Here is a 20,179-nt window from a genome sequence, read left to right as displayed (position 1 = left end):
AGGCGGGCGAAATCAAAGATTTCGCCCGCTCTTTATATATACAGTTAAATGTTATTTCACAATCTTCATCTCATTAATCAGCCATTTAGAATCGGCAAATTTATCAACGATAAAAAGAATGTACTTTGTATCAACCATGATATTTCTGCTAAAACGCGGATCGTAGTTAATGTCACTCATCGTACCTTCCCATTGTCTGTCAAAATTCAGTCCTACCAAGTTTCCGTGTGCATCCAGTGCCGGACTTCCGGAATTTCCTCCTGTCGTATGGTTGGTCGCGGTAAATCCTACAGGAACGTCTCCGGTTTTATCTTTGTAGTTTCCAAAATCTTTTTTGTCATAAAGATCAATCAACTTTTTCGGAACATCAAATTCATAATCTCCCGGAACATATTTTTCCATCACACCTGCTAAATGCGTCTGGTAATCATAAGTTACGGCATCTTTCGGTGTTGAACCTTTTACTTTTCCGTACGTCACACGAAGTGTAGAATTGGCATCAGGAAAGAATTTTCTGTCTTTATCTGTCGACATCTGCTGAGCCATATATTTTTTCTGCAAAGCATCGATTTTTACCTGTAATGACATGAACTGAGGATCAGCAGTTTTCATATATGTATCTTTCATATTATTGAAAAGTTGGTAAACAGGATCTTTTTTAATGGTCTTGATCAGTTTGTCCTGGTTAGAAAAAGCTTTGTCTATATCTGCGCTCAGAGAAGCTCCATTCACTTCTGATCTTCCAGTGATGACAGAGTTTTTAGACATTTCCTCAATCGATGCGATATTTTGAGTTTCATTTTTAAACTTATCAAAACCAGAAGGTAAAAACTGGGGAGCTGTTTTATTTGCATATAGAGCCAAAAGTTTGGCCGTCACTTTAGCGTCTAGCTCAGCACTGTAATCTTTGTAAAAAGAGGTAAGTCTGTTTTTAAAAGCAGCAATACCTTTCTCATCCATCCTCCCTGCTTCTACCGATGTGATATAGTTTGAATATAGATTGGCAAGCATAAGCGTTTCAGCATTTCTTACAACTTCAGAATAATAAGCATTGTTGAGAGCAAAAGGAGCCTGATCTTTGTACAGTTTGTTGAGTTCATCTAAGGTTACTTTTATCTGAGGATTTTTGGAAACCAAAGAACCTTCATACATCACTTTTTTCTGTACAGCATTAGATTTTTTAAGACCTTCTACTTCACCAATCCATTTTTTCCAGTAATTGGCAACTGAAGCAAACTTTGAAGCATATTTTATACGTGTGGCATCATCTGCACGCATTTTTTCATCTAAAGTTTTCAAAGCAACATCGCGTACGGCAATTCTTGCAGGATCAATTTCTGTCATGATTTTTTCAACAGCAATTGCGGGCAGGTATTCTGTAGTTCGTCCCGGGAAGCCAAATACAAATGTGAAATCATTCTCAGCCTTATCTTTTATAGAAACCGGAAGATAATGCTTCGGAACATAAGGAATGTTATCTTTTGAATATTCTGCAGGCTTGTTGTTTTTATCAGCGTAAATTCTGAACATAGAGAAATCTCCCGTATGTCTAGGCCAAACCCAGTTGTCTGTATCGCTTCCGAATTTTCCGATGCTTTGTGGTGGAGCGCCTACCAAACGTACATCTTTATAGGTTTCAATTACATAAGCATAAAATTTATTTCCGTAATACATCGATTTTACAGAAATTGATTGGTAAGACTCTGTTTTCTGAGAGTTTTTATAAATCTCAATATTGTTGGCGATTTTTTTTGAAAGTTCAGGTTCCTGAAGATTATCTGTTCCTTCTAAAATCTGATTTGTAACTTCTTTAATATCAACGATAAAATCAACAGTTACTCCGGGATTCGGAAGTTCGGTTTCTATATTTTTTGCCCAAAATCCGTTTGATAGCAAATCATTTTGAACGGTAGAATGAGCCTGAATCTGCCCGTAACCACAGTGATGATTGGTAAGAAGCAAACCTTTTGGAGAAATTATTTCTGCCGTACAACCCCCGTTGAACTGTACTACAGCATCTTTTATGCTTGGTTTTTGGGTATTGAAGATATCTTTGGCAGAGATTTTCATTCCGAGATCTTTCATTTCCTTTTCATTCAATTCTGTGGGAATCCACATTCCGCCGTATTGCTGAGCCATTCCCAGCGAAAAACTGAAGAAAGCCGAAGCAATCAAAAAATTACGTTTTATCATTACAAAAAAATTTTGACTAAAATACGGATTTAATCTTCTACAGAAAAAGAAAACCCTCTCGAAATTTAATTCAGAAAGGGTTTGGGAAATGATATCTTTAATTTAGTAATCTTCTTAATTGTACAAATATTGTTCATCATTTGTGTCTCTTAAGATGTAGCAAAACTAAGAAATGTATTAATGTCATAAAATGAATCTAGGTTAAGAAATTTTCTTTCTTATTCGGCTTAATGCCTGCGGCGTAATCCCGAGATATGAGGCTATATATTTTAATGGAATCTGAAGAATATACTCAGGATATGTTTTCATTAGATTTAGATATCTTTCTTCTGCGGAATACATCAGTAGGGACATCTCCCGCTGCGCTTTTCTTACATAAAGACCTTCTGCGGAAATTCTGCCAATGTAGTTGCCAATTTCTGTAGTTTTATAAAGATCCTGAAGATCACGGTGATGAATTCTGTAAATTATGGTGTCTTTTAAAGTTTCAATGTTATAGTGACAGGGCTTTCTGGTAATAAATGAGTCGTAAGCACTGCAAAACATATTTTTAACTATAAAAGAAAAAGTAATTTCCTTCGGTGGTTCTGTGGGATGCATTTTGTGAACAAAGAATCGCACGATCCCCTCAGATATGAAATACAGGTAATCTTCTGTCTCTCCGTGATTTAATATGATTGTTTTTTTCGGAATTTCTATCCTCTCAAACTTCACGGTGTGAAGTAGTGCCAAATCTTTGGGAATTCCTAAAACTGAAACGTAAAAATGTATTAAATCTTCCATACTTATGGAAAACAAAATTACTGATTCATAAACGATCTAAGGTTTAGCAATTGAAGATTTAATGAAAATTTTTTATAACAGTCCAAATAAATTAATCAACAACGGCTAGAGAAGCAGACAAGAAGTGATTATCTGCTGATGAAAAAAAAGGTCACATTCAGCTTTAAAGAAAATAAAAGAAGATCAATTAAAATTCATAAGCATAGACTTTCTCATCTGTCTGCAGCTCTTTGATAAAAAGATCATGATTGGTATGTTTACCCGTAAGAATCCAAGCTGTGGTAATGTTTTCTTTTGTAAATTTTTGCCTTGCAACGAAATGTTTCAGATGATGTTTATTAAATATTTCTTCAAAGTATGCTATATCTTCCAGCCTCGTAACGATGATTTTATACTCCCTGATCTTATGATTGTTATCAATAATATTCTGAAAATAGGTAAGCGAACTTAAAATCAAAAGAACCAATACTGTTCCCAATAAAGAGAGGTACACGTATCCCGATCCTACAGCCATCCCTATCGATGCAGTTCCCCAGATTGTAGTTGCAGTAGTAATTCCGTCAATTTTGTTGTCGCCTTTGAATATAACTCCAGCTCCCAGAAAACCAATTCCGGTGATGATATTTGCAGCAAGACGATCGGGATCCTGCACCCCGATTTTTATTGATAAAATTGTAAAAAGACAAGACCCGAAACAGACCAGAATGAAAGTACGCAGTCCCGCAGACTTATTTTGATACTCTCTTTCGGCTCCTATAAAAAGTCCCAGAATAACTGAAATTAAAATTAAAAGCAGTTCGTTTTGTACAGAATGATCTTTCAGAAATTCCATTGATCTTTTTTTTATTAATACTAAAAATACAATTTTTATTGATTTTATAAAAATTGGTTCTGAGAATATTTAGCTAAATCCATTTCAGCTTCGTCGCCATTGTGCATGCTTCTGTCGTATTTCCTACACGCATTTTTTCCAAAATATTCTGTCTGTGACGGTTTACAGTATTGATGCTGATAAATAGAAGTTCAGCAATTTCTTTACTTCTCTTTCCGTCTTTTATTAGCTTCAGGATTTCCTTTTCTCGAATTGATAAAAATGCTGAATTACTGTCTTCTGTCTGATGGATTATTGAGCCGTTTGCAGTATTAATGATCATTCCGTGATGAAGTGATGAATTGAGAAAATCAAAATGATAAAGACAAAGCGCCAATTCTACATTTTTGTCGGTGGCATTTGTAAAGTAAAACATCTTGTGAAGAATTGCTTTTTGATCCTCGGCTATTCGCAATCTGCTTACCACGCAATAATCTCGATGTTGATCAGAAGGAATGGTTTTTATAAATTGAAAAAACTGAAGTTCCAGCAAATGTTTCTGCAAGACATCTTCTATTTCCAGCTTTGCAAAAAGTTCTTCTTCCCAAATGCTCTCAATTTCCTGAATATTTTTGTCCTGAAAAACACCAAGTTCATCAGCAAGTTTCCCGGAGTAAACATAGCTTTTATTAAACTGAAGATCGCTTAAAACTGCAATTCCATTTTCTAATTCAACAAAATTTTCTGCGAGTTGCTGACATTTTTTCAACTGCAAATTTTCAATATTTAAATCTGAGAAATCCTGTTGAAGAAGTTTTTTGCTGAGGTCAGATTGAATGGGTTTCATTTAAATTGGTTATTAATCAGTATTGATTTTCTTGCTGTAAGCTTGTAGATTTGCTCATTATCAAAGTAAAAATACAATGAATAATCTGAACGAAAAAGAAAAAATGCTGCGTGGAGAAATTTATGATGCCACAGACGAACTATTAATTCAAGAAAGGGAAAGGGCAAAAGATCTCTGTTTCGAGTACAATCATCTTCAGCCTTCAAAAATTGAAGAAAGAAAAACTTTACTTAAAGATCTTTTGGGTAAAACGAAAGAAAGTTTCCATATCGAACAGCCTTTTTACTGCGATTACGGTTATAATATTGAGATTGGCGAAAACTTCTACACCAATGTGAATGTCGTGATTTTAGATTGTGCAAAAGTGACTTTTGGTGACAATGTTTTTATCGCACCCAATTGTGGATTTTACACTGCGGGTCATCCGTTTGATGTAGAACAGCGCAATAAAGCTCTCGAATATGCGTATCCGATCAGTATCGGAAATAATGTCTGGATCGGTGCTGGTAGCAGTATTCTTCCCGGCGTTACGATCGGTGATAATACCGTAATTGGAGCAGGAAGTGTAGTAAACAAAGATATTCCTGCCAATGTTCTGGCGGTTGGAAATCCCTGTAAAGTAGTTAGGGAAATTTAGAATATTAAAGTTTTAAAAACTCTCGCAGATTGTGCAAATTTAGCGGATTCATATTTTAAAAATCTGCTTTATCAGTTCAATGTGCGAGAACAAATAATAATTTAAAATGAAAAAAATAATACTGACATCAATTATAACTTTAAACATACTACAAGTTGTAAAAGCACAGTCTCTTGAGAAAATGACGTGGTTTAATGAGCCGCAGCAATGGGAGATTAAAGATAAAAAGCTCATCATGAGTGTAACGCCGCAAAGTGATTACTGGCGCATTTCGCATTATGGTTTTACAGTTGACGATGCGCCGTTTTTTTATTCAACTTATGGTGGAGAATTTGAAACCAAAGTCAAAATTACCGGCGATTATAAAGCCAGGTTTGATCAAATGGGATTAATGTTGAGAATTGATGAAAAAAATTACATCAAAGCCGGAGTAGAATTCGTCGACGGGAAATTCAATCTCAGTACTGTTGTTACTCATAAAACCAGTGACTGGAGTGTTATTGTTTTGGATAAAACACCATCTTTTGTCTGGATAAAAGCTGTGCGAAGACTTGATGCGGTAGAGATTTTTTATTCCTTCGATGATAAAGAATATATAATGATGCGAAATGCTTATCTGCAAGATAATACTCCAGTAAAAGTCGGAGTTATGGCTGCAAGTCCCGACGGAAATGGTTTCAAGGCCACTTTCGAAAATTTTTCTGTCAAACATCTGCCGGATCAACGGCGTTTGGACTGGCTGAAGAAAAATCAGAACTAATAATCATCACATTTTTAAGAAAAACAAAAGACTGCCAATTTTGACAGTCTTTTGTTTTTGTTTGTAATCAGATTATTCTTTTATGAATTTCTGACTCACAGATTGATTTTTTGTGGAAAATTTAATGATATAATTTCCTTTAGGAAGTTCTGAAAGATTAATGCTGTCGTCTTTTACACCTAAAGAATTCGTAATTCTTCCTGCGCTGTCGTATATTTCAGCTTTTACAATTTTCTCTTTAGATTTAAAGTAAAGAATATCTTTTACAGGATTTGGGTAAATGCCGACCTCAACTTTATCTTTAGTGATTTCCGAAGTTCCTAAAACATTCTGTACAGAAGTTGTGTATGTATTTGTAACGATAGGATGATTATAATCAAAATAAATTTTTGCAGTATTGCTGAAACTGTCACCAATAGTAAGTGTTGATTTGGTCTTGATTTTAAATGAAATGTAGCCGTCATTCGTGGCATCTGCAAAAGGAAGCTGAATATTTTCAAAGATAAATTCTACAATATTCGGGCTGGTAATTTGTGTTACAAAATCGTGACTTCCCGATAACGGCTGCAGTGTAGAAAGATCGTATTTTGAAACATCAATCTCATCTTTCACTACAATATTTTGAGCATTTGCTGTACCTGTATTTTCGAAACGAATTAAATAATGTACATAATTTCCTACTTGTGAAGTTGTAATTGTCGCGCCTTGCAGGCAGGTTTTGTCATTCGGATCAAATGAATTTACCACGGTTTGATTAAGCACAAAAGTATTGTCTAAAGGTGTCTCGTCAGTAGCGGCATTAATCTGAGCAGTGTAATTCAAAATATTGCCGCCCAACAGGGGTGGAGTTTGTGTCGGAGTATTTAGAGTAAACGTTAAAGTAAATTCTCTGCTTTCAAATGGAAGAAGATTGGCGAAATTCCAATTTAAAACTCCTGTCGACTGAGAATTTGGAGCGAGTGTAGAACTTAGATAATTCATTAGGTTATCATTGTAATTATAAACTAATGTTCCCGACTGTGTAGTTGTCCCTTTGTTTTTATAAATGATTTTATATTTTGAATTGAAGCCGGGTCTTGCCGTAGTAATCGGGATAATAAGTATTTCGAGATCATTATGATTTCCATTTGCAGTCAAACAGAAATTTTGAGATAGCGGGCTTGTTTGTGTAGGAAAATTTGCATTCAAACTGGTCGGAGATATAGAAAAGTACGTTGGGTTTTCCATCACCGGTGTGATGGTATATGAGCCAGATTGTACTGGGATTGAATAATTACCCATTGCATTAGTAACGTAAGATCCGCTTGTGCCATTTCCGCTAATGTTGAATTGTTGGAGTGGTTTATTGAGATCAGTAGAGTTACAGCCATTATTGTCGATGTCATATTTAGTATTTCCCTGCAGCGTGTATACTGTACCTCCAGGAGCAAAAGAGCAGTAGCTGTTGACCTGTACATTTGTATGTCCGTTTGCTAAAAGTTGGTTAGATATAGTTTGTACCAAATTTGTATCGCAGCATACATAGGCGAGGTTTGGCGAATAAACGGAAGACCCCAAATAAGCCTGCAAATTAGGATTTCCATTTTTTGCGTTAACATAGGTAAGTCCCAGTCCGTTTACGCTCATACCTTGTAGCATTGTATTCTGGCTGACGTCTAAACTAGAAATGTTTTCATTTAAATTGAGCGCAGCCAAAGAGGTAATGGGTGAAAGGTCTAATGATGTCAGGGCATTATTACTGATTGCTAAATTTCCAATTCCTGGCGTTCCTGTGAAATTCAGCGAGGTAACTCCTGTACCTCCAAGACTCATCGAAGTTAAGTTAGGCTTGTTCTGAATGCCTAACGATGTTATCAAAGGACAGTTTAAAACTAAAATATTTTCCAACCCATTTGAGTTTTGAATATTGATTGAAGTCATCAATGCGTTATCTGCAACATGCAAATATTCCATTATACCCGCGCTGCTTAGATTCAATGATGTTAAAGGCGTTTTTTGCAGTGTAAATTCCAGTAACTGACTTAGCGGATTCAGGGTAAGAGAAGTAAGATTTGGCTTTTCGATGATGATTTTCTTCAGATTGACATTGTTAGCCAGATTAAGGCTTGTGAAAGCTGTATTGAGATGCGATGTGCCGGATATGTCTAATTCTTCCAAATTGATTAGGCTGGTAAGATCTACTCCGGATAAATGTTGGTTGCTGATTAGTTTAAGCTTTTTCAGCGAAGATATATTGCTTTGCAAAAAGTTCAGATTATATAAAAAACCGGAATTATTGGTGAGATTTACATATTCCAGCTGCGTACAGCCTTGAGTATTAATAAGATCGATGCCGTTTCCGATCAGGCTCAGATTTTTAAGATATGCCAAATTGCTTACATTCACCTCGTCAATGTACGTATTTCCCTGTATGACAATATTTTGGAGATTACTAAAGCTCTGCAAGCCGGTTAAATCATGAATCTGAGTTTGATTCAATGTCAACTGCGAAATGTTCGCCGCTTCACTTACCTGTATCTGCCCGTCTCCATTGGTATCAATAACGGTCATATTTCCGATAAGATCATTAGCTATAAAATTCCACTGATTCGCAGAAACAAGCTTGGCTTTAAAATTTGCATCAGGAATATTTACAATTTGAGAACTGAAAGATGAGCAAAATAGCAGTGTTGCTAATAGGTAGATATTTTTCATGATAATTGGTTTATATCACCAAATATATGAATTAATTTTAATTATATCGCTTTTTCTATATCAAATCCAAAAATTGCTGTTCGTCAATAATAATAATCGTACCAATATCCTGAGCTTTTTTCAGTTTGCTTCCTGCTTTTTCGCCGACGATCAGGTAATTCAGGTTTTTAGAAACTGCCGAGATGTTTTTTCCGCCATGTTTTTCTACCATCTCTTCGGCTGCTTCTCTTGTAAATAAAGATGATTTTCCGGTAAACAAAAATGTTTTGCCTTCCAAAGCATTTGATAAAACTTCATTGGTGTTTTCTCCTTTTTCGAGCTGCACGCCATAAGATTTTAATCTTTCCAGCATCACAATATTTTCAGGATTGGCAAAAAATTCTACGATGCTTACTGCGATTTTCATCCCGATATCTTCTACCTGACAAAGTTCTTCGGCAGTAGCTTTCTTAAGATCGTCGATCGTATTAAAATTTTTCACCAATTTTTTCGCAACGGTTTCTCCAACGTGTTTAATTCCGATTCCGAACAATACTTTCTCAAACGATATTTCTTTAGATTTTTCAATTCCGTCAATGATATTCTGAGCCGATTTTTCGGCCATTCTTTCCAAAGGAAGGATTTGTTCTTTCGTTAAAGCGTAAAAATCTGCAGGATTTTCTATCAGTTTCTCTTTATATAATTGTTCGATGGTTTCGCTTCCAAGATTATCGATATTTAAAGCTTTTCTTGAAACATAATGAATCATTCTGCCAACAACTTGTGGCGGACAATGAAGATCATTCGGGCAAAAATGAATGGCTTGGTCTTCGAGTTTTATCAATGCTGTACCGCATTCCGGGCAATTTTTGATATACTCGATTTCTTTGCTGTCAGAAGTTCTTTTTTCAGTATTCACGCCCACTATTTTCGGAATAATTTCGCCTCCTTTTTCTACGTACACGAAATCATGCTCGTGAAGACCGAGCTTTTTTATAATGTCTTCGTTGTGGAGTGAAGCGCGTTTTACAACTGTTCCGGCCAATAAAACGGGTTTCAGATTGGCTACTGGAGTAATCGCTCCGGTTCTGCCGACCTGGTACGTTACTTTTTCTAATTTAGTTTCTACTTTTTCTGCTTTAAATTTGTAAGCCATCGCCCAGCGAGGAGATTTTGCCGTATAACCAAGTTGTCTCTGCTGTTTTAACGAATTGACTTTTAATACGATTCCGTCGATTTCGAAAGGTAAATTGTGTCTTTCAGCATCCCAGAAATTGATAAATTCTTTTATTTCTTCTAAATTCTTACACAACTTTGCCTGTTCTGAAATTGTAAAACCCCAATCATGAGCTTGGTGAAGCAACTCCCAATGACTTTCTGCAGGAACTTCCTGGGAAACAAACTGGTAGAGCACAGAAGATAATCTGCGCTTCCGCACCTCGCCGCTATCCTGCATCTTTAAACTTCCACTGGCGGTGTTTCTGGGATTCATAAAAGGATCAAGACCCTCTTCTTCACGAAGTTTATTGATTTTATCGAAGTTTTTTCTCGTTAAATAAATTTCTCCCCGCATAAAAAAACTATCCGGGAAATCACCTTTCAAAGTAATCGGAATATCTGAAATCGTGCGGACGTTAGAAGTAATTTCGTCGCCCTGAAAACCATCACCGCGAGTCACTGCCTGTACCAGTTTTCCGTTTTTGTATAAAATAGAGATTGATGCACCGTCGTATTTCAATTCGGCAACAAATTCTACAGGCTCATCAATAGTTTTAATAATACGTTTTTCCCAATCTGCAAGATCATCAAAATCATAAGAATTATCCAGAGAATACATTCTAAACTGATGCTGAATGGTCGGGAAGATCTTCGTAACACCACCGCCAACACGTACTGTTGGAGAATTATCATCGTGAAATTCAGGATGTTTGGCTTCAAGATCCTGAAGTTCTTTCAGTAAAAGATCAAATTCCATATCAGAAATACTCGGCTCATCCAGAAGATAATAATTCTCATTATGCTGCTGAAGTTCTTTACGGAGCTGATCTATTTTTGCTTTGATATTCTCGGGCATTTTCTTGTCTTTTAGGCAAAAATACTAAGTCTTCGTGAAATTTTAACCATTAAAATTTAATATTCTATTTAAAAAATGTTCAGGTAACGTTAAAGCAGTTTCGCATATCTCTTCCTATTTTTGCGGCGATCTTCTCAAGGTTTGCCAATAACAACGGTCAGAAAATAATAAGTTTGTATTTTTGATCATGTTTATATATTAATTTAAAAATGTAGAGGTTATTTAATTATGAAAAAGTTTATCTTAGGGTTTGCAGTTTTAAGCGCAGGAATCATGAATGCACAGACCCAAATTATCGCCCACAGAGGTTATTTTCAGACGCAGCCTCCCACTACTGAAAATTCTATTCAGTCGTTGAAAAATGCTCAGAATCTTAAAATTTACGGAGCCGAATTTGATGTGAGAATGACAAAAGATGGTGTTTTGGTTATCAATCACGATGAGCATCACGGCAAAATGGAAATTTCTGATTTTAATTTTAAAGAACTTGAAAATGTAAAGCTTTCAAACGGAGAAAAATTTCCTACTCTGAAAGATTATCTAAAACAGGGAAAAAAAGACAAAGCTTTAAAACTGATTGTAGAAATAAAACCTGCAAAAACGGAAGCTCTGGAAAACGAAATTGTAGAAAAGACGATAAAGACGATCAAAGATATGAAGCTGGAATCCCAAAGCGAGTACATTTCGTTTAGTCTGAATGTCTGTAAACAAATTAAGAGAATCGCCCCGGAATTTAAGGTTCAGTATTTAAACGGTGAGTTGTCACCACAGCAAATTAAAGAACTGGGTCTAGACGGAATAGATTATCATTACAGCGTTTTTGAGAAAAATCCGGCCTGGATTTCTGAAGCAAACCAGTTGGGATTGATCACCAATTCCTGGACAGTCAATAAAATTGAAGTATACGACGAACTTAAAAAACAAGGGATAGATTTTGTGACTACAAATATTCCGGATCAGCTTAAAAATAAATAACAGTTTTTAACTAAAATTCTATATAAATGCCTCACAGGTAATTCTGTGAGGCATTTTTGTATTTTAAACTTAAGATCGAAGGCAAGGCGACAAAGTTATTCACTAATTATTATATGCATAGCATTAAACTTCGTTAATGTCTCTAACTGAGTGTATGATAGGCAGATAATTTGTTTTGTTAAAATAAATTAATATAGCGTTCAAAAATTGTTTAAAATATGTTAAAACCGTGTTAAACCCATAATCATAATGCCTTTCTAATTTTGCGCAAACAAAAATTAGATATGCGTAAGGAGACTCAAAAATTACTTCTGTTATCCGTTTTAGGGTTGGTAAGCGTCGATATGGCTGCTCAGCAACAGATAAAGAGAGATACTGTGAAGAATATTGAAGAGGTTGTTGTTACAGCTCTCGGAATTAAAAGACAAGATAGATCATTAGGCTACGTAGCCGAAAAGGTAGATGGAGAAGAATTTACAAAAACTCAGAACAACAACTGGGCGCAGGCTTTAGAAGGTAAAGTAGCGGGCTTGAAAATTCAGACGGCAGGAGCAGGACCTCTTGGATCTGCAAAAATTACTTTACGAGGTAGCGCTTCGATGAATATGGATAATAACCAGGCTTTAATTGTTGTTGATGGTGTTCCTTTGGGAGGCACAAACACAGGAACAGGAAATGCAGCTTACGGAGCAGGAACCGGTGGTGACCTTCCGGTAGATTTCGGAAATAATTTTAATAGCATCAATCCTGAGGACATAGAATCAGTTACAATATTGAAAGGCGCTACTGCCGGAGCTTTGTACGGTTCGAGAGGAATGCATGGAGCTATTATGATTACTACCAAAGCAGGTAAATCAAAAAATGGAAAAGTAAATGTTATTTTTAATTCTAATACAAGCTTTGATTCTGTTTTACATTGGCCGGATTATCAGTATGAATATGGCCAGGGAACTTTACAGAAAAATACGGCGGGTCAGTTTTACTATTCTTACGGAGCTTCTCCGGATGGTGTAAATACTGGTTCTACAAGTAGTGCTTTCGGACCAAAATTTAACGGACAGTCTTATTTCCAGTACGATCCCACGGTAGAAGGGCAGAGCCTTCAAAGACAAGAGTGGAGACCGTATAAAAATAATATTAAAGATTTTTGGGGTGTAGGAACTACCTATGCTAATAATTTATCGGTTGAAAGTTCTACAGAAAAAACAGCTTTCAGAGCATCATTGAATTACACAAAAAATAACTGGATGATGCCTAATACAGGTTTCGACAGATTCAGCGGAGCTTTATCAATAGATCATAATGCCAACGAGAAACTTCACATTGTAACGAAATTTTCTTACAACAGCACAGAAAGTGATAACCTTCCGGCTACAGGATATAACAATCAATCGATTTCGTATTTCATGATTTTTCAAAATCCGAATGTAGATCTTAATTGGTACAAACCAATCTGGAAAAACGGGCAAAATCAGATCGATCAGATACATCCTTTCAGTTCATTTATAGACAATCCGTATTTGATTGCATACGAAATGCTGAATGGTTTAGATAAAAAATTTATCACCGGAAATGTTACTGCTACTTACAAATTTGCCAAAAATTTTGATGTGATGTTGCGTTCTGGTTTAGAACTTACGGATGAGCTAAGAACAACAAAAAGACCTTACAGTTCTGCAAATTATCTTCAAGGATATTATAGAGAGCAGCAAATTAAAAATTCTGAATTCAATACAGATGTTTTATTCAGCTATAAAAATAATTTCGGAAAATTTGGGTTTAATGCCTCCGCAGGTGGAAATCTTAGATACAACGAATATGTTTTGAACGATTATCGTGCTACAGGATTGAAAATTCCTGGTTTGTATGAACTTACCAATGCTATTGCTCTTATTACGAAAGTTCCTCAGCCAAGAGATAAAGAGATGAATAGTTTATACGGATTAGCTTCTTTAAATTACAATAACGTATGGTTTTTAGATGTTACAGCTAGAAACGACTGGAGTAGTGCGTTACCAAAAGAAAACAGGTCATATTTTTATCCATCGGTAGCTACATCATTTATACTTTCAGATATATTTAATTTAAAATCAAACAATTTTAACTTCTGGAAACTGAGAGCTTCTTGGTCGATGGTAGGAAGTGATACGGATCCTTATAACTTGCTGCAAACTTACAATACCAGCGATTTTAATAACTCTGCGGAGATTGCGTCAATTTATTTTAATCCAAATCTAAAACCTGAAATGAACACCAATATAGAAGCAGGGATGGATTTTAGTTTTCTTAAAAACAGATTAACCTACAATCTTACAGTATATCAAAATAATACAGATAATCAGATTATTCCTGTTCCTACATTGATAGAAACCGGATATTCTACAAGAATTATCAATGCCGGAGAAATCAGAAACAGAGGGATCGAAATGACATTGGGAGCATACCCTGTAAAAACTCAGAATTTTTCTTGGAACGTAAATGCCAACTGGTCGATGAACAGAAATAAAATTCTTTCGTTACCGGGTGAATTTAATGGAGAACCTTACACGATGTCATCTGTAGGAGGAGTTGTTTTCTTCAATGCTGTAGTGGGCGGATCTTTAGGAGATATGTATGGAGCGAAATTACAGAGATCACCGGACGGTCAGGTGATTTATGGCTCGGATGGTTTAACGGCAAAATCTACAAAAATAGAATATGTAGGAAATGCTTATGCCAAATGGAGAGGAGGTTTACAAAACACATTCAAATATAAAAATCTTTCTTTCTCATTCAGTATCGATGGTCAGTACGGAGGAATGGTGTACTCTCAGTCTCATCACAAAATGTCTGAGCAAGGTAAGCTGGAAAATACTTTGCCGGGAAGAGACAACCCGAACGGAACTTTTGTTGGTGCAGGTGTAGTACAAAATGCAGACGGAAGTTTTTCTACCAATACCAAAGCAGTTGCACTTCACACATATTACGGAGATTATTACAGAAGAGCAAATATAGAAACCAACAGTTTTGATGCGAGTTTTATTAAACTGAGAGAAGCAACAATTACCTACGATTTCCCGAAGGATATTGTGAAAAATCTTAAAATGTCTAATCTGAGTCTTTCTCTATATGGAAGAAACTTAATGATGCTGACGAAAAATTTCCCGCTGTTCGATCCGGAAGCAGCAACACTTAATGATTCTTCTATTACCCCGGGAGTTGAGGTTGGCCAGTTACCAACAGCAAGAACGGTCGGGATACAACTGAATGCTAAATTTTAAAAAAGGAAAAATTATGAAAAATAAAGTTTCAAAATTCTGTACAGTGATTTTGGCTGCCGCAATGCTTACCTCATGCGACAGATCTTTCGAAGAAATAAATACAGACACCAGCAAAATCAATACCCCTACAGCGGGAAGTCTTTTGATGCCGATACAATATAACATGGCGGCAAATGCTTACACTAGAGCCAATAATTTCACTTTTGATATCATGCAGGTCGCTATTGATTTTCCAAATGAAGGAAACTCGCTCAGCAGATATTATATTACAGAATCTACAGGAAATTCTTACTGGAATACTTCTTACAAATGGCTGAAGCAAAATAAAGAAATGTATGAGGCTGCAAAAAAACAAAATGATAAAAACTATCAGGCGATCTCTTTGGTTATGAACGCATGGATGTTTGCAAATCTTACCGATACTTTTGGTGATATTCCGTTCAGCGAGGCATCAAGAGTTGAGGAAGGAATTACCCAGCCAAAATTTGATAAACAGAAAGATATTTACATTAAACTTCTTGAAGATTTAAAAACTGCAAATTCATTATTTGTAACTACAGCAACACTTTCAGATCCGGATCTTTTCTTCGGAGCGAATACTTCTGCTGCCGGAACTATTAAATGGAAAAAATTCTGTAATTCTCTATCACTAAGGTTATTGGGCAGAATTTTAAAGAAAAATGGGGAAATAGATGTCTATGGAAAAATTCAGGAAATCGTAAATAATCCTACAACGTATCCTTTAATGACGAGTAATGCAGATACTGCAGGTCTTGATATTACAGGTGTTGCACCACTTTTGCCACCGATCGCAAGACCTCAGGATTTCACAACGGGTAGAGCTGCTGCAGAGTTTTTTGTAGAAACTCTTAAAAGTAATAACGACCCAAGACTTGCTACTTTCTTTTCTCAGGCTAAAGATATTGCCTCTCAGGCAAATCTTGGTTACAAAGGTGCTCCTGCAGGATATGCCCAGGGAACAGTATTTACTTATCAGCCTTCAAATATGAATCAGAATCTGGCTAAAGCACCGCTTAAAATTCTTATTTATCCTTACGCAGAACTTCAGCTGACTCTTGCCGAATTTGCTCAGAAAGGAATTATCTCAGGTAGTGCGCAGACTTTCTATGAAAACGGAGTAAAAGCAGCTGTAGAACAGTGGGGCGGAGTAGTTCCTGCGAATTATTTTACCAATCCGAATGTCGCTTACAACGGAACTTTACAGAGAATTATGCTTCAGAAATACGTTGCACTTTTCTTCGTAGATCAGCAGCAATGGTATGAAAAACGAAGAACAGGCTTTCCTGTACTTCCAAACAATTTAGGCTTACTGAATGACGGAAAATTACCGCAGAGACTCATGTATCCGGTTCAGACCAAGATTCTTAATACAACAAATTATCAGGCGGCAGCGCAGTCGATTGGCGGAGATAATATCAACGTAATCAACTGGTGGAATCAATAATTAATTTAAGTTTAAATAAAATGAATATAAGAATAGTATTGCCAAGTCTGCTTATTTCAGCAATGGCATTCTCTCAGACTTCGGTTTCAGGATATGTTTTTGAAGACGGCAACAAAAACCAGAAGAAAGAAAACCGCGAAAAAGGAATTGAAAATGTAGCTGTATCTAACGGTAGCCAAGTAGTTTTAACGGATAAAAACGGAAAATACAGCTTGCCGATTTCAGAAGGGCAGACGGTTTTTGTGATTAAACCTTCAGGATATATGATGGATTTAAATCAAAATAATCTACCCCAATATTATTATCAGTACAAACCAAAAGGTTCGCCCTCAGATTTTAAATATAAGGGAACTGCACCTACTGGAGCGCTTCCCAAAGAATTAAATTTCGCATTACATCAACAGAAAGAAAGCAAGAACTTTGATATTTTGGTCTTTGGAGATCCGCAGCCTTACACAGAAAAACAGCTAGACTATTTTAAAAGAGCCATTGTGAACGAGGTGAAATCTAATAAACAAAATGCAGTTTTCGGGATCAGTTTGGGTGACTTGGTAGGTGATGATTTGAGTCTGCAAAAGCCTTACGCAGATGTTATGAAAGAGATCGGTTTACCTTGGTTCAACGTGATGGGAAATCATGATATGAATTATGATGCAAAAGAAGATCTGCTTTCAGATGAAACTTTTGAAGCTACTTTTGGTCCTGCAAATTATTCTTTCAACTATGGGAATGTACATTTTCTAATCCTTGACAATATACTGTATCCGGATCCCAGAGACGGAAAAGGATATTGGGGAGGTTTTAGAGAAGATCAGATGCAGTTTATTCAGAACGATTTGAAACTTGTCGACAAAAATAAACTTATTGTCATTTCGTTCCACATACCTTTAGAGCATAATAACGAAGATAATTTCAGAAATGCAGATCGCCAAATGCTTTTTGATGCGCTTGCACCTTTTCAGAATGCTTTAATGTTGTCTGCTCACACACACATTCAGCAACAGATTTTTTATGGCAAGCCGCAAGGCTGGAACGGCGCTAAAGATCTTCACGAATACAACGTCGGAACAACGTGCGGTGATTGGTGGTCGGGAACGTCAGACGAAATAGGATTACCTACTTCTACCATGAGAGACGGTACAGCAAAAGGCTATTCTTTTATCAGTTTTAATGATAATCAATACAAAGTAAAATACAAAACAGCAGGAAAGCCTCATGATTATCAGATTCAGCTGTATGTACCGAAAGTTATTCCTTTCCCATCAAAGACATCGGCGAAGGTTTTGGCTAATTTCTTTATGGGAAGTAAGAAAGACAAAGTAGAATACAGAATTGATGGTGGAAAATGGGAAGAAATGGAATACAGCGAAACGATTGACCCCAATTTTGCGCAATCTGTTTTCAAATGGGATTCTACAGATAATTTATTTCCCGGAAGAAGACCTTCAAATCCTGAACAATCGAAACACATCTGGACAGGCGGATTTGGAAACAAATTATCGCTAGGAAAACATAAAGTTGAGGTAAAAGCTCATGACATGTACGGAAATGAGTTTTCTTCATCAGAAGAATTTGAGGTGCAGAACACAATTCTGATTCCTTAATTATTTCAATTTTTTACTTTACTTCAGTTAAAACCGGCCTCAGAAATGTTGCCGGTTTTGATTTTAAATACGATTAGCTTTAAAAAAAAAACTAGAAATGTAATCGTTATTTTAATAGATTTTCTGTAGTGCTAAAAATATTTTGGTAAACAATATAGAGTAAGATGATAATTGTTTTTCATTAAATCAAAAATATAAACGGTTGTTTAAAAATTGCGTTTCGTAAATTTGTTCCATCAAAATTAAACGAATGAACTTACAGGGAAAAAGTGCCATCATAACAGGTGGCGGAAGAGGTTTGGGAAAGGCAGTTGCTTTATTGCTCGCCAGTGAAGGTGTCAATATTGGAATCACAGGTAGAAACGAGGAGAACCTAAAAATGACCGTTGATGAAATCAAGAAACTGGGTGTGAATTCCTCATATGCAGTTTTCAGTATAGATAACGAAATTCACGTAAAAGCAGGAATAGAATCTTTAGCAGAACAATTAGGCGGAATCGATATTTTAATTAATAATGCAGGTATTGGTGATTTCGGCTCGATTGAAGAGATGTCGTCTGAAGTTTGGGAGCAAGTGATAAAAACAAATCTTTTCGGAGTGTATTATGCTGCTAAAGCAGTTTATCCTTTCCTGAAAGAAAAAGGTGAAGGTGATATCATCAATGTGGCTTCAACTGCAGGATTGAAAGGCGGACCAAATATGTCAGCGTACGCAGCTTCGAAAGCGGCAGTAGTTTCGCTTTCGCAATCGATGATGGCTGAATGGAGAAAACAAAACATCCGTGTTGTAACCTTAACGCCAAGTACAATTGCATCAGATATGTCAATTGAGGGAGGGTTAACAGACGGAAATCCGGATAAAGTTCTTCAGCCGGAAGACTTCGCAGAATGGGTAAGAGATATTTTGAAAATGAACAGACGCGTATTGATCGCAAACGGTTCTATTTTCTCTACAAATCCTTAATTGAGACGTTAGAAATTAGATTTTAGAAATTAGTATCAGATTCGCTTGAATTCCCCTTCTTTGAAGGGGTGGATTTTTGTAAAACAAAAAGACGGGGTAGTTAAAAATACGCAATTCTTCAATTACAACCAATAAAATCATTAGGAGCGGGCTTTAGCCCGCTCTTTTGTGTATTACTAATCGGCTTTAGCCAAAACTTAATACTTTCTATAACTTCATTTATTGCTTAATGGTTAAATAATTCAATTATATGACCTCTAATTTTTAAATTCTCTATTTTTGTAACAAATTACTCACATGCAAAATTATTTAGAATTCGATTTTAAAATACAACCTCTTCAACCTTGGAGCGATATATTGATGGCCGAATTAATAGAGATAGGTTTCGATAGTTTCACAGAAGAAATTCATGGTATTTTAGGATATATTCAGAAAGATCTTTTTAAAGAAGAAGAATTGAAGGCTTTACCACTTTTTCAGAACGAAGAAGTAAAAATCGATTATACTTTCACAGAAATGCCAAATATCAATTGGAATGAAGAATGGGAAAAGAATTTTGAGCCCATCAATATTGATGATAAAGTTTTAATAAGAGCAGAATTTCACAACTCTGTTCCCGGAATGCACGAAATTGTCATTCAGCCAAAAATGTCTTTCGGAACCGGTCATCACCCGACAACACATTTGATGATTCAGCAAATGATGGATATTGATTTTAATGGAAAAAAAGTCCTGGATATGGGTTGCGGAACTTCTGTTTTAGCAATTTATGCAAAACAAAACGGAGCCGGAGAAACCAAAGCAATCGACATCGACGAATGGTCCGTTGAAAATTCTAAAGAGAATGCTGTAAGAAACAATGTTGAATTGGATATCGAACTGGGAACTGCTGAAAATTTAGGAAAAGAAAATTATGATATTATTTTAGCCAATATCAACAGAAATATTCTGATTTCTGATATCCCAACCTATGTTTCTGTCTTAAATAATGGCGGAAAATTATTACTCTCGGGCTTATGTTTCTTTGATGTGGATGATATTCTTGAAGTTTGTAAAGAGAATAATTTAGATCTGAAAAAGAAATTACAGCGTGAAGAGTGGGTAAGTCTTTTACTTGAAAAATAATCACACAA

14 protein-coding genes are annotated in these 20,179 nt (G+C 35.9%); 8 read left to right on the top strand and 6 right to left on the bottom strand.

Annotated elements, in window-relative coordinates; genetic code table 11:
* Positions 1-51 precede the first annotated feature (51 nt).
* The 4 genes from PGH12_RS07570 to PGH12_RS07555 all read right to left on the bottom strand — a co-directional run bounded on the left by PGH12_RS07570 (position 52) and on the right by PGH12_RS07555 (position 4,634).
* On the bottom strand, positions 52-2,193 hold the full coding sequence (locus PGH12_RS07570; RefSeq protein ID WP_267597558.1) for a S46 family peptidase: 2,142 nt from the start codon (positions 2,191-2,193) through the stop codon (positions 52-54).
* Between the two features lie 201 nt (positions 2,194-2,394).
* Positions 2,395-2,976: a Crp/Fnr family transcriptional regulator gene (locus PGH12_RS07565; protein WP_267597557.1), complete on the bottom strand. Its 582-nt coding sequence runs from the start codon at positions 2,974-2,976 to the stop codon at positions 2,395-2,397.
* A gap of 187 nt (positions 2,977-3,163) precedes the next feature.
* Positions 3,164-3,808, bottom strand: coding sequence for an MgtC/SapB family protein (locus PGH12_RS07560; protein ID WP_267597556.1), 645 nt, complete (start codon positions 3,806-3,808; stop codon positions 3,164-3,166).
* Between the two features lie 73 nt (positions 3,809-3,881).
* Positions 3,882-4,634 (bottom strand): response regulator transcription factor, encoded by a 753-nt coding sequence (locus PGH12_RS07555; protein ID WP_267597555.1) that lies wholly within the window; start codon positions 4,632-4,634, stop codon positions 3,882-3,884.
* Between the two features lie 76 nt (positions 4,635-4,710).
* On the opposite strand from PGH12_RS07555, the gene PGH12_RS07550 reads away from it, so the two are divergent.
* Positions 4,711-5,271: a sugar O-acetyltransferase gene (locus tag PGH12_RS07550; protein WP_267597554.1), complete on the top strand. Its 561-nt coding sequence runs from the start codon at positions 4,711-4,713 to the stop codon at positions 5,269-5,271.
* A 106-nt stretch (positions 5,272-5,377) separates the two neighbouring features.
* On the top strand, positions 5,378-6,031 hold the full coding sequence (locus PGH12_RS07545; RefSeq protein ID WP_267597553.1) for a DUF1349 domain-containing protein: 654 nt from the start codon (positions 5,378-5,380) through the stop codon (positions 6,029-6,031).
* A gap of 72 nt (positions 6,032-6,103) precedes the next feature.
* On the opposite strand, the gene PGH12_RS07540 is transcribed toward PGH12_RS07545, so the two are convergent.
* Both PGH12_RS07540 and ligA read right to left on the bottom strand, forming a co-directional pair.
* Positions 6,104-8,725 (bottom strand): DUF7619 domain-containing protein, encoded by a 2,622-nt coding sequence (locus PGH12_RS07540; RefSeq protein WP_267597552.1) that lies wholly within the window; start codon positions 8,723-8,725, stop codon positions 6,104-6,106.
* A 55-nt stretch (positions 8,726-8,780) separates the two neighbouring features.
* Positions 8,781-10,778, bottom strand: coding sequence for an NAD-dependent DNA ligase LigA (ligA, locus tag PGH12_RS07535; protein WP_267597551.1), 1,998 nt, complete (start codon positions 10,776-10,778; stop codon positions 8,781-8,783).
* A gap of 228 nt (positions 10,779-11,006) precedes the next feature.
* Here ligA and PGH12_RS07530 point away from each other — a divergent pair, with 228 nt between their 5' ends.
* The 6 genes from PGH12_RS07530 to prmA all read left to right on the top strand — a co-directional run bounded on the left by PGH12_RS07530 (position 11,007) and on the right by prmA (position 20,171).
* Positions 11,007-11,753, top strand: coding sequence for a glycerophosphodiester phosphodiesterase family protein (locus PGH12_RS07530; protein WP_267597550.1), 747 nt, complete (start codon positions 11,007-11,009; stop codon positions 11,751-11,753).
* A 284-nt stretch (positions 11,754-12,037) separates the two neighbouring features.
* The gene (locus tag PGH12_RS07525; protein ID WP_267597549.1) at positions 12,038-15,013 is read left to right on the top strand and encodes a SusC/RagA family TonB-linked outer membrane protein; all 2,976 of its coding nucleotides are present in this window, start codon (positions 12,038-12,040) and stop codon (positions 15,011-15,013) included.
* Positions 15,014-15,026: 13 nt separating this feature from the next.
* Positions 15,027-16,478 (top strand): SusD/RagB family nutrient-binding outer membrane lipoprotein, encoded by a 1,452-nt coding sequence (locus PGH12_RS07520; protein WP_267597548.1) that lies wholly within the window; start codon positions 15,027-15,029, stop codon positions 16,476-16,478.
* A 20-nt stretch (positions 16,479-16,498) separates the two neighbouring features.
* Positions 16,499-18,082 (top strand): calcineurin-like phosphoesterase C-terminal domain-containing protein, encoded by a 1,584-nt coding sequence (locus tag PGH12_RS07515; protein WP_267597547.1) that lies wholly within the window; start codon positions 16,499-16,501, stop codon positions 18,080-18,082.
* Positions 18,083-18,332: 250 nt separating this feature from the next.
* Positions 18,333-19,046, top strand: coding sequence for a 3-ketoacyl-ACP reductase (locus PGH12_RS07510; protein ID WP_267597546.1), 714 nt, complete (start codon positions 18,333-18,335; stop codon positions 19,044-19,046).
* Positions 19,047-19,343: 297 nt separating this feature from the next.
* Positions 19,344-20,171: a 50S ribosomal protein L11 methyltransferase gene (gene prmA / locus PGH12_RS07505; RefSeq protein ID WP_267597545.1), complete on the top strand. Its 828-nt coding sequence runs from the start codon at positions 19,344-19,346 to the stop codon at positions 20,169-20,171.
* Positions 20,172-20,179: the final 8 nt, after the last annotated feature.

It is taken from the genome of Chryseobacterium sp. CY350 (assembly GCF_027945075.1).
Classification (GTDB): Bacteria; Bacteroidota; Bacteroidia; order Flavobacteriales; family Weeksellaceae; genus Chryseobacterium.
The sequence above is the reverse complement of the archived record's forward strand: the minus strand, read 5'-3'. Positions and strand labels throughout refer to the sequence as shown.